The organism is Streptomyces tanashiensis (assembly GCF_014648895.1).
GTDB lineage: Bacteria > Actinomycetota > Actinomycetes > Streptomycetales > Streptomycetaceae > Streptomyces > Streptomyces tanashiensis.
The window spans coordinates 1-11,128 of the sequence record NZ_BMRZ01000031.1 but is presented as its reverse complement, the minus strand read 5'-3'; the positions used below and the strand labels follow the sequence as shown (position 1 = coordinate 11,128).

General features: G+C 68.6%; 11 protein-coding genes and 1 pseudogene. 5 read left to right on the top strand and 7 right to left on the bottom strand.

All coding sequences use genetic code 11. From position 1 onward, the window contains the following. The first annotated feature begins 1 nt into the window (after position 1). A complete protein-coding gene (locus IE237_RS39605; RefSeq protein ID WP_189807067.1) occupies positions 2-670 on the top strand; it encodes a hypothetical protein in 669 nt (222 codons plus the stop codon). 93 nt (positions 671-763) lie between these two features. Here IE237_RS39605 and IE237_RS39595 read toward each other — a convergent pair. The 3 genes and pseudogenes from IE237_RS39595 to IE237_RS39585 form a co-directional block, all read right to left on the bottom strand. Continuing rightward, positions 764-2,011: pseudogene (locus IE237_RS39595) on the bottom strand (tyrosine-type recombinase/integrase). Continuing rightward, positions 2,011-2,199 carry a helix-turn-helix domain-containing protein gene (locus IE237_RS39590; RefSeq protein ID WP_189807066.1) on the bottom strand — a complete coding sequence of 63 codons (189 nt, stop codon included), beginning with the start codon at positions 2,197-2,199 and terminating at the stop codon, positions 2,011-2,013. The pseudogene IE237_RS39595 and the gene IE237_RS39590 overlap by 1 nt, the downstream one beginning before the upstream one ends. A gap of 423 nt (positions 2,200-2,622) precedes the next feature. Further along, positions 2,623-3,723, bottom strand: a complete 1,101-nt coding sequence (locus IE237_RS39585) for a DUF5954 family protein (RefSeq protein ID WP_189807065.1) — start codon at positions 3,721-3,723, stop codon at positions 2,623-2,625. A gap of 716 nt (positions 3,724-4,439) precedes the next feature. Here IE237_RS39585 and IE237_RS39580 point away from each other — a divergent pair. Continuing rightward, a complete protein-coding gene (locus IE237_RS39580; protein WP_189807076.1) occupies positions 4,440-4,850 on the top strand; it encodes a lamin tail domain-containing protein in 411 nt (136 codons plus the stop codon). Positions 4,851-5,516: 666 nt separating this feature from the next. On the opposite strand, the gene IE237_RS39575 is transcribed toward IE237_RS39580, so the two are convergent. Then, complete coding sequence (locus IE237_RS39575) at positions 5,517-5,828, bottom strand: hypothetical protein (protein WP_189807064.1); 312 nt, start codon at positions 5,826-5,828, stop codon at positions 5,517-5,519. A 1,145-nt stretch (positions 5,829-6,973) separates the two neighbouring features. On the opposite strand from IE237_RS39575, the gene IE237_RS39570 reads away from it, so the two are divergent. After that, positions 6,974-7,837: a HEAT repeat domain-containing protein gene (locus tag IE237_RS39570; protein ID WP_189807063.1), complete on the top strand. Its 864-nt coding sequence runs from the start codon at positions 6,974-6,976 to the stop codon at positions 7,835-7,837. Then, entirely contained in the window at positions 7,834-8,145 is a 312-nt protein-coding gene (locus IE237_RS39565) for a hypothetical protein (RefSeq protein WP_189807062.1), read from the top strand. The genes IE237_RS39570 and IE237_RS39565 overlap by 4 nt, the downstream gene beginning before the upstream one ends. 345 nt (positions 8,146-8,490) lie before the next feature. Here the strand turns inward: IE237_RS39565 and IE237_RS39560 are convergent, their stop codons facing one another. Continuing rightward, positions 8,491-9,300 (bottom strand): leucine-rich repeat domain-containing protein, encoded by an 810-nt coding sequence (locus IE237_RS39560; protein ID WP_189807061.1) that lies wholly within the window; start codon positions 9,298-9,300, stop codon positions 8,491-8,493. 482 nt (positions 9,301-9,782) lie between these two features. Between IE237_RS39560 and IE237_RS39555 the strand changes: the two genes are divergently transcribed. Continuing rightward, the gene (locus IE237_RS39555) at positions 9,783-10,169 is read left to right on the top strand and encodes a hypothetical protein (protein ID WP_189807060.1); all 387 of its coding nucleotides are present in this window, start codon (positions 9,783-9,785) and stop codon (positions 10,167-10,169) included. 217 nt (positions 10,170-10,386) lie between these two features. Here the strand turns inward: IE237_RS39555 and IE237_RS39550 are convergent, their stop codons facing one another. Together IE237_RS39550 and IE237_RS41680 are read right to left on the bottom strand one after the other, a co-directional pair. Continuing rightward, positions 10,387-10,965 (bottom strand): hypothetical protein, encoded by a 579-nt coding sequence (locus tag IE237_RS39550; protein WP_189807059.1) that lies wholly within the window; start codon positions 10,963-10,965, stop codon positions 10,387-10,389. Positions 10,966-10,967: 2 nt separating this feature from the next. Further along, a partial coding sequence (locus tag IE237_RS41680; RefSeq protein ID WP_368858580.1) for a matrixin family metalloprotease occupies positions 10,968-11,128 on the bottom strand: 161 nt, incomplete at its 5' end.

Sequence of the window (11,128 nt, the reverse complement as noted above, 5' to 3'; positions counted from 1 at the left end):
GATGATCGTTGTCGAGAGCTACGCGATGATCCGTCCCCACGAGTTCGTTCAATTCGAGTCGGTTCAGGATATCTCTACAGATATTGACCTGATTGAAGGCGCAGTCGAGATTGCTATTGGCGACTGTGTTCTGGTCGATACTCGACTCTGGGACTACCTGTACCCCTTGTGGGCTTATCTGGCAGATTCTGTTTCGACGCTACGGGCGACGGGGGCAGGCTCCTTCAGATTCCCGGACCAGCCCATCCAGGTTGAATTTAATCGAGCGCCTAAGGGGGCGCTACAGATAACTGTCTCTGGGGATGGGGAGACTAAAAGGGCCATCGCTAATGAGTCCGAGTTCCTTCAGGCTCTGCGTTCGCGCGGCGCGGATTTCTTTAGCAAGCTCTCAGCTCACTTTCCCGCAGAGCGGGCCCTGATCGAACGTAGCTGGAAGAAGCTTCTACGCGATCCGGTCGACTCCTTGCTGGCCGATATCCCGTGGGAGGAACGCGTTGGCGAGAGACAGTCATCCGCTTTTCGCCAAGCGGAGCGAGTTGTGGGTCGCCGCATGAACACTGCGCAGCGTGAGCGGCTGATTTCCGATGTAGCGGGACGGCGGCTGTCTTTCGGCGAGTTGGTCTCACGCGCTGAACGTGAACTGTGCAGCGCACAGCCGGGCAGTTCTTGACATCATGTGCGTTCGCGGTAGCGAATCTGGAGCCCCATCGGCTGTCGCTGATGGGGCTCCAGTGGCTTCTGACGGCAGTAGTTGACGGCAACGTCAGCGGACGCGGGTGGTGCAACGTGGCGGTTCGTCGCCGTCGGAGCGTGCGGTCTTGGGGCTTTCCGGGCTGTCGAGCGCGGTGCTGAGGGCGTTGATGGCGTCTCGCTGGAGGCGGAGTCGGACGTGGGCGTAGACGGTGGCGGTGACGCCGATGTGGGCGTGGCCGAGGAGTTCTTTGATGACGACGAGTTCGACGCCCTGTTCCAGGAGCAGGGTGGCGGTGGAGCGGCGGAGGCCGTGGAAGCGGATGGGCGGAGGCCGGCATAGCGGAGGAGCGTGATGAAGGCGCGGGTGAGGTTGGTCGGGTCGATCGGTCGGCCCTGCGCGGTGGTGAACACGTGGCCGCTGCGCTGCCACGCCGTGCCCGCGCTCGCACGTTCGCGCTGCTGCTGCTCGCGGTGGTACTTCAGCGACTGGCGGCAGCGGGTGGGGAGGGCGATGCGGCGTTCGGAGGCCCGCGTCTTGGTGGGCAGCGTGATGAGCCCGCCCGCGCTGGTGCGCTGCAAGGTTCGACGGATTGCGGCGGTGCCCGCGTTGAGGTCGAGGTCTTCCCAGCACAGGCCGAGGAGTTCGCCCTTGCGGAGTCCGGTGTGGAGAGCCAGTTCGAACAGTGCGTGCAACCGGTGTCCGCGCGTGGCCGCGAGAAACTGGCGGGCTTCGTCGGCGGTGAGGGGTTCGAAGCGTCGGGGGCGTGGGATGCCGGTGCGGACGTTGCGGGCGACGTTGCGCGGGATCTCTTCCTCGCGGACGGCGTGCTCCAGGGCGGACTTGAGCACGGAGTGGATGTAGGTCAGCGTCAGCGGAGAGAGCAGCTTGCGGCAGCACTGGCATGTGGCACGCAGCTGGTTGAGCCAGGTGCGGACGTCCTTGGCAGAGAGCTTCGTGAGCTTCTTCTTGCCCAGGCCGGGGACGAGGTAGCGGTCGACGCAGGCGGTGTAGCGGGTGTGGTGTTCTCGCGGAGGTGGTGGACAGCGACGTTCTCCAGCCAGTACGTCAGGTACGCGGCCACGCTGCCCTGCGCGTAGAGGACGGGGAGGCCGCGGTTGCTGGCGGCGACCTTCTCGGTGAGCTTGGCCAGGGCGTCCTTGCGGGTGGAGCCGTAGACGCGGACCCGGCGACGGGTGTTGCCGGGGGCGAGGACGTATCCGGCGGCTTCCCAGCGGCCATCCCTTGCGCTGATAGACGGTCCCCGTCGCCGTTGGCCCGGGTGCGGCGGGAGACGGGGTTGTCGCGGGGCGTGGTCATCAGGCGGCTTCCTGTTCGAGGCGGTAGCAGATGAAGTCGGCCAGCGCGTGTGCGGGGATGCGGCGGGCGCGGCCGAGGGTGATCGAGGCGAGCTGGCGGGTGCGGAGCAGGTCGTAGACGGCGGAACGGCCGAGCTGGAGGCGGGCCATGACCTGGGGAACCGTCAGCAGTTCCGTGCCGGCGGTCACGCGACGGCCCCCGCCCGGACCGCACTGGTCAGCTGATCAGTGGAGTGACCGACCGGGTGACCGGCGCGGTCACCGGAGCGCTTCGAGCGTCGGGGTCGGTTCGGTTTGCTCGGGTCGAGTCTGCTGTTTCGCGGCCAGGAGGTCGGCGAGGTGTTCGAGTTCGGGCAGGAGGCCGGTTCCGGCGTACTGCCAGTGGGAGATGACCAGCGTCGTGTCCGAACCGTCGGGCCGTGCGGCGATATCGCGGTGACCGGGACGGTGACCTGCGGAATGACCGTGACCGGGTCGGTGACCGGCGCCCAGGTCAGAGGAGTGTCCGGCGCGGTCACTGACCGGAGGCCGTCCGTCTGTCCGGCCTGCGTCTCAGCCGATGCCGGGGCTGGGGTCTGGGTGTCGGGTCGGCTGGTTCGCCGGTCGCGGTGCTTATTCGTCCCGTTCGGGCTCGGCGAGGTGCACGGTGCCGTCCTCGTCGAGGTGGGGGTGCAGGGCTGCGGGGGCGTGGTGGTCGGGGTCGGAGGGGCGGGGACCTTCCGGTCCGTCGGGGCCCCAGCGCAGCAGGCGCCGTGAGCGTGCGATGCGGTAGTGGGTGTCGCCGGCCTCGATCTCGTTGCTCGGGCCCGCGCGCAGTCGGTCCGCGGCCTGGGCGAGCTCTGCCAGCTCATCGGCTGTCTTGCCGGTGTTCTCGGCGGCGGTGGTGCGGGCGTCGACAGTGGGGTCGGCGTTGCAGGGGATGAGGCCGCGTGTGCGGGGCTCCAACCAGGTCAGGGCGGAGTCAAGGGTCCGGCGTGCGTCGTGGGCGGTGGCCTGCAGGCCACCGCCCGGCGTCCAGGACCCGTTGCTCTTCCGCTCGACGATCAGGAATGCCGCCGGCATCAGCACGACGTCCGGATGGCTGTCGACGGCCCGCGCGGAATCGCGCAGTACGGCATCGGGGAACCTGGTCCCGCTGTAGGCCAGGGCGCGCAGGGAGATCCGCTCCGCCGCGTGCAGAGGCGACAGCGGCGCGTCAGGGTCCAGCACCAGGTCCTGATCGACCCTCGGGCCACGGGCGCCAGCGCCGGGGCTCCAGTCGGGGTGGAGGGGTTCGGGGTCGGTGGGCCGCGGCATCTCGATGTCACCGTGGACGTCGAGGCCCGCGTACTCCTCGGCCCGCACCACGCGGTAGCGGACACCGAGCACGATGAGCTCATCCACCCGCTCACTCTCCAGCCACGCCACCGCCGCCAGCAGCTCGCGCCGTTCCAGCGTGCTTTTCGCTTCGTCTTTCGCCCGGAACCACAGCAGAGAGTTCAGCGCGTCACGGGCCTCCTGCGGACTGCTGTGGGTGACCTCGACGACCACCCGCCACCGCCGGCCGTCGTCCTCGTGCTGTGCGGCCACCCCGAACAGCGGGCCCCGCACCGCGAGAGCGGTATTGCGGACCGCGGCATCGGCGGCATCCGCCTCCACCGCAGCCTCCACCGGCTCCACCAGCGCCCGCACCACCACCGGCCACCCACCCGGCCCCACACCCTGGTTGCTCATGCCCCCATCGTGGTGGCAGCCACACGTGCCCATCACCGATTCAGCGGAAACGTCCCCCGCACGCGTACTCCGTCCGTCCCCGGTGTCCTCAACGGCACCGACCACACAACTCGCCGGACGGATTTCGTCGCCTGCGGGAAGGGGGGAACCGCAGGCGACAACACGAGCAAAGCCCGCTCCCACTGCCGCGTTCCCCACACCTCACACCTGCAGACCGCGGGCTCCAACGGGGCGGACCTCCAGCGCCGCGCGGCCGCCGCCTCCTTCGCGGCTTCGAGTCGTCCACACGTGCGATGGGGGTCGGTTCGTGCGAAGAAATGTGCAGGACGCCTGTTACCCGGCCTGGTCACGCGACTGGCCCAGTGCGCCGGATGACGCGCCCGGTGGTGCGCCGGAGCACGCAAGGGCTTGTCGTTGATCACCGGGCGGGTGGGTGTAGCTGTCAGTGAATGTCAGGGCCACGTCTGCCGCATATGCGTGCCGGTTACAGGCGACAGTTACGGAAATGTCCATACCCGGTAACGGGCCCCGAGCGGCATTCCGCCGCAGCTGGCGGGGGCGGCAGAGTTCGGGTCCTCGGCCCGCACCGGACCGAGACCCGCACCGCTCCCACCAGCTGTTATCGGCAGGTGGAGCTCTGTTCTTGAGGAGACATCACCTTGTCTGCTGCTTCGACCGCCCGCCGTATCGCCGCCACCGTCCTCGCGGCCGGCGCCATGGTCTCCGTCGTCGCCCTGCCGGCCTCCGCCCACGACGGTGACCACCGCCGGACGCCGAAGGTGGAGATCAGCGCCGTCCAGGCCGACAGCCCCGGACGCGACAACCGCTCCAACCGGTCGCTGAACGCCGAGTGGGTCGAGATCACCAACACCACCCGTCATGCGGTCGACCTCGACGGCTGGACCCTGAAGGACGAGGCAGGCAACACCTACAAGTTCAACGACTTCCGCCTTGCAGGCCGTGCCACCGTCCGAATCCACACCGGTGAGGGCCGCGACACCCGCACCGACCTGTACCAGGACCGCCGCAACTACGTGTGGGACAACCGCTCCGACACCGCGACGCTGCGCGACGACCACCGCCGTGTCGTCGACACCGAGTCCTGGGGCCGCCACCACCACCGCTGATCCTGGGCCCAGGTGCCCCGGCTTCCCCTCTCGTTCACAGGGGAAGCCGGGGCACCGGCATGTGATCTGGCGAGTCCGAGGCTCGCGCCTGTGGCCTCCCCTGGGGAGGTGGGAGTCGGGCGTGGCCATGACCCCGCACAGGGGACGACCCCTGGAGGGCCGGGTTCTTGGGCACGATCGACGACATGGGTGCCCCCGAGGCTGTGGATCACCCTCAGGCGCAGGCCGCCGAGCTGAAGTACTGGGTCTCGTTCGATATACCGCAGCACGACAGTGATGGCGGGGGGCGTACCGCAAGGCTCAGATTTGGGGCAGGTACCTGCAGCCGGAACCCACACCAATGGCATAGGGCCCACCTGGCGATCGCTTCCAGTGCCAGCATGCGCCTAAACGCCACTGCGGTAGATTCCAGTGATCACGTCTTGCGACGATCACTGGAGTCCGCCTCAGGGCGGGGGCACGAAGTGCGCCAACGACCAGTCGGCTCACCTCCAGACCCACCGTAGCTGCCGCGAGGCGCCAGACAGACGGATCTTGGGACCGATGACCGGGACGGGTTACGCCAGGACCGCGACGACGACGTATGCGTTGACGACGTCGGCGACCGGATGGGCCTGAGCGCCTTGAGGTTGCATTTGGAGTACCGAGACTCTCAGGAACGACGGTTCAGGAAGAGGCAGGAGCAGGTGATACGGGCAGGAACGGAGTTGAGGTGGTGATCCCCGCGGCGTCGGGGCCTTGTCGCTGGAGCCTTTGAAGTGCCGTGGGCGGAGGGGCGGCATGAGGGATGCCGTCGTCGATGTCCGAGATCACACCCGTCTTGTAGGCCAGTGGAAGCGTCGGCTCGGGTACTGCGACGTTCGCGGTCCACGTGCCGCTCTGCCGGTCGACATCGGCAAGTTCGACTGGCCACTGCGACTCCGGGCCAGCGCGCGTCACCATCGCGAAGACCTTGGAATCCGCGTCGAGACCGGTCACCGTCCCCTCAAAGTGCACGATGATCCCCTCGGGAGGGTGGGCAGGATCGGCGGACTGCCCTGTGACACGCCCCTCCACCGTGGGTTCCGGGTCCGGCTCCGGCGCTTCCGGCCTTACTGCGGGGGGCTTGGTCGTGGGCTGAGCCGACGCTTGGATGTGGGTGGTGCGGGGCTGGGTCGTGGGCTCGGGCGGCGTCGGGTCGTCCTGGGAGATGATGGCCGCGATTACCGCTGCCACCCCTGCGACCACCGCCGCGATGAGCGTTTGCCACCGATGGGAGCCTGACAGCCACCGTCGGCGCCTGGGGGGCCCGTTCGGGGGCGAGTGAGGCGTCCCGCCCGGTGGTCCGTCCGCATCAGGATCGTCTGGTGGATTTGGTGGAGATGTGCTGCTCATGTGCCTCGCCTGCCTCGACGGACGTTCAGCATGCCCAGGTCGTTGCCGACACACTCGCAGCCACGCCGTGTACTACGTGCAGGCGCTCTTCCGCTGAGTGGGGCCATTGAATCGCTGCTCTGTCGGTTTCAGAGCCGGGTCGGGCCGGGAGCGGGTGCTGGTCGCTCTGCCCTGGGTGTCCGGCTCAGCCGAGCGCGGCATCGGGCACTCCGTACGGGGGCTGGAACGCGTGGCGGTCGCCGGCTCTCCGAGGCGGTCGAGGCCCCGGCCGTCGCGGCCGGCTGCAAGCTTTCCGGCGGCCTGTAGATCTCGTACTACGACGGCCAGGAGGTCACCGACCCCGGCAAGCTCGACATCGACCGGATGGTCCCGCTCGCCGAGGTCTGGGACTCCAAGTAGGCGGAGCTGGGCTCGACGCATCATTCCGCTCCCGAGCGCTGACGGCTTTGGGCAGGAGGGGGATGGGGGGTGTCACTCGTGTAGGTGATGCCGGGGGCCTTCCGACCTGCGGCCGGGCATTCAACGCCCCGGTAGCCTCGCGTGCGACCTCCCGCCCGCGGTCCTCGGCTCCATGCACGGCCTCCACCCCATCACGGCCGTCCAGTGGCGCCGCCGCGCCGCGACCAATTGGACTGCCTATCTGGAAGCCCGCACGTCGCAGGCCCACAGCTCGTCCCCGTGCGCCCGACAATGCGGCGGGGAGGAGTCCTCCTGTGAGGCTTGTCAGCGGCAGGAGCGATGCTTTCTGTGTGACGAGCCAGGATGAGTACCCGATCTCCGGTCAGGCCATGGGTGGCCGGCTGCCTGATCCGCGTTCCGTGATCAAAGGCACCGACTGGGCTGCGCTGGAGCATGCCTACGGAGCAGCGCAGGACACACCGCTTCGCCTGCTCCAGCTCCTGGACGAGGACTCGGAGGTTCAAGCGGGAGCGCTGGAACTGCTGGACATGTCCGTCCTGCACCAGGAGTCCTTGTACAGCGCGACGGCGCCTGCCGCGTTGTTCGTCGCCGCGGTGCTGAACGATCCCCGCACTCTGGCCCGCCACGAGGACTACTCCACCTGGGACGACCGCCCTCGGCCACTGCGCGCGGCTTTGCTGGAATGGCTGGGCCAGATCGCGGATTCGGCAGCCTACGGCGAGACGGCCGACGAGGAGGACGGCAACGATCCGGGTGCCACCGATGCGGTCCGCGCTGTCCGCGGCGTGATCTACGACGCGGTTTCCCCGCACCTCCTGGACCCTGACCCCACCGTTCGAGAGGCCGCCCTCAGCGCTACCGCTGCGCTCCTCCAATCTCCCGACTTGGCCGATCGGATCTCAGGCACCACCCAGTTCCTCCGGCGGCTCCTCGCCGAGAGCCCCGACCGGCGTGAACGCGCCGCCGCCATCTTGACCATCGGGGCATGGGGCGAGGACACCACCGGCTGGCTCGCCGACCCCGACCCTGCGGTCCGTGCCTGCGCCGCTCTGTCCTCGGGATGCGCCAGCAGCACCAAGGCGACGCGGACGATCCTCCGCGCCCTGCTCGACCCCGCAGCGATCGACTCCTGGTTCCGCGAACCCACCGCCGCCGACCCTTGGGCCGGAGACCCGCTGCCTCGCATCGAATGACTACGGCCATCGACCGCGTCAGTGACTTCGAGGAACTCCTGCCGTCCGCCATGGCTTCCGTGCCGTTCTGCAGCAACCTCACCATCGCCGAGGACTGGGGACCGCTGCTTGCCGCGGCATTCCCTTCTGGCTATGAGCAGGGTGCCAAGCTGACTCCGGCCCAGCACCGTTACCTGGACGCTCTCGCCGACCGCGACGAGTGCTGGCGATACACCCAGCTCATCACCTCGTGGTTCGACGACATCGGCCTTCCACCAGACCGCAACGGCATCAGGGCAATTCTGGCCGGGGCACAGTCGCACCAGTAGCGACGCTCGTCCGGCCGATGGTGAGGACGGAGGGACGGACAGGCCCAGGGCTCCGCAGAAAATCGCAGCAACGAGGGCGCCGAGCTGCTGATGGCCATCGGTGCTGCTCGCCCCGAGTTCCTGCTCACGGGCACGACGCTGCGGGACCATGGGCTCACGGTGACGGGGATGCTGGCCGAGGGCTGGGCCCCGGAGCACCTGTGGCAGGTGATTGCCGGGCGGGACTGTCGACGGTCATGTATTTCCCCATCGCGAGCGTCAGCTTCCCCGCCCAGGCGTTCGATCCGTCGTCACACCATCGTGGTCGTTTCTCGACCGACCGGGGGTGAGGCGAGGTTCGGTTGATCAGTCCCAGTCGGACGCCGGCTGGTCAACTCGGCCGCCTTTGTGGGATGTGGGGATGTAGTCGCGAGCACCGCTAGGCAGCGCGACAACACACGCCGCCGAGCAAGCGTTGACCAGCAGGGGCAGTACGTCAGTGGCCACGCGCAGGGAGATCCACACCTGATGGAGTCCGCTCTGTGCGATCGGGCGGTCGCAGACACTGCAGCTGTGGGTGACGGTGGCGCCCCACCGTCGGGGATCCAGGTCTCCCGGATCGAGGTCCGCAACGGAGTCCGGGGAAGGCTGTAGCCGCGGGAACGGCGGTCGCAGCTTGTAGTTGCCGAACAACGCACGCGTGCTCACCGTGCTGCGGGCCAGTTTCCGGCACCGGGTGATCTCGTAGGGGAACCAGTGCAGCCGGTAGGAGGTGTAGGGGGTGAACTCCTCCAGGCTGGTCATGGCCCCGATCTCGGGCGGGAGCCGGACCAGATTGCTGCCGTAGAGCACAAGGTGCTTGACCGCCGTCAGCTGGGCGATGCTCGGCGGCAGGGTGATGATCTGCCGCCGCTCTTCCGGGCTGAGCCCGGTCAGGGGGCGGAACTCTTCGCGCCCGTCGGCGGCGGCCTCGTCGATCAGCTCCAGCAGGTGGCGCCAGCCCGGAGCGGAGGTGTCCTGCCGCTCGGCGTGGAATCCGACTCGGGCTCGCGGATGCGGCCTGGACTGATCGAAGCACGAGCACGCGTCCTGGCGGGGACCCCGCCGCTCCGGGACCGGGTCCGATGTGTCGCCCCAGCGGTTCAAATTGAGCCCCGGCTCTGCCTCGTCCGTCATGGCGCCAAGATACGGAGGTTGCTGCAGGCCGTCTCAGGATTATCCGGACGGGAGTACAGACGACACCCATCGCCGCACTCGAACGTTTGGCTGGGGAACCTGATGCTGCTGATGGGGAATTACGTGGATTTCCACAGGGACCTGCCGTCGCCGATCCGAACTACCGTCGGCGCGGTCGTATCGAGCCGCCTCCGGGCCGCGCTCTCGGGCCCTACGCCGCGGCCTGGAGTGGTTCCGAACACCCATCAGGAGCAGGAGACGCCGACACCGGAGGCATGGTCCGAGGACCGCGCTGCTCTCCGCGACCGCCCTGGTGAGTGCGAGGGCCAGGACGGCCTGTGTGGCCGGCCCACCCTTGGACGCCGCCTCCGCAGAAGAAGCCCGTCGAGGCGCCACGGCCGAGGCCGTCGACGACGCTCGTCACCAGCTCCCTGCCGCTCTCTTGCCCTCAGCAGGCCCGCCTGGACACCCGGCGGCCGCGGATGGCCATCAAGGACCGGCGCGCCGCGAACTGGGCGCTTACGGCCTACCCGTGGACCGCGGCCCAGGCCGTCCGGAAGGTCACCGAGACGGTCCGCGCGTGGGGGTACGAGCACCCCAAGGACGATGTCCTCGAGCAGACGGTTCGGCTCCTCGTCGACGCCGCCACCGCCGACGAAGGCCGGCGGATCAGCGTCCACCTCGCCGACCAGAACGGCATGCTCCTCGCCGTCGTCCTCAGCCACACCCACACCGGTCCTGACGAAACGGTCCTGACCAACCTCGCCGCCGTCCCCGGCACCGCCAGCTGCGGCACCGACACCTCCGACGAAGGACGCCGAGTGTGGGCCGTGCTGTCCACCGAACGGCCCCGCACCACAGCGGCTTGACCTCGCCGCGCCTCGTCAACGCGCCCGTCACCTGCGAGCTCACCATGTACCTCGTGCGGGCGGCGGCGAACCGTTACGCCGCATCAGGGGGTCCCGTCCCGCCGCTACGGTGAACCCCTGGGAAGTGAGCCGACTGGTCGTTGGTGCGCTCCCTGTTGTGCCCCGCTCCGGTGACCACGGTGCGGGGCACAGTGCGTGTACGGGGGTGCTATCTGTTCTACGGGGCGGAGGGGCTGCCTGTGGTGTCGATGACGTCGTTGCACGCGGGGTCGGGGTGTGGGGCGATCTGGTGGTCGATGGCGCGGGTCCAGCGGTTGGTGACGGTGGTGAGGTCGTTGTCGGCTGCGGTGGCGAACCAGACCCAACCGTCGCCGTACGCGGGGTCGGGGACGGTGCCGACGATGTAGCGGTGGCCGGGTTCGAGTGGCATGTAGGTGGGCTTTGTCTTCGCGTACCGGCCGTCGGCCTGCCGTAGGACCGACTGCCCGATCGTCAGCGTCTTGGGCGGGGAGCCCTTGAGCGGCTGGACGACCGTGACCTTGGACAGCAGTGCTCCGCCGGGGGCCTCGTCCTCCTCGCGGTACTCCACCGTCTTCTCGACGGTGATCAGGACGATCGTGCGGGCGTAGCCGGCCTTGTCCTCGTCGGTGTCGGTCGCGGGCAGGCACATGCCGTGCGCGGTGGCCGGGGGAGTTCTGTCGGCGGCGGTGTCGAGGGTGGTGTACCAGGCGGCGCCGGCGGTGGTGAGGACCGTGGCGGCGGCCAGGACGGTCAGGGTGGTCCGCTTGTGCTTCACGCTCAGCCCCACATCTTCTTGTAGTTGGCCTTGTCGACGTCGGTCGGGCCGGTGACCGGCGGGTTGGCGACGTTCTTCCACATGAGGGAGAAGATGTTGTCGGCCTTGTGGCAGAACCCGAGTGCGTGTCCGAGTTCGTGTGCGGCGACGGACTGCTGGAAGC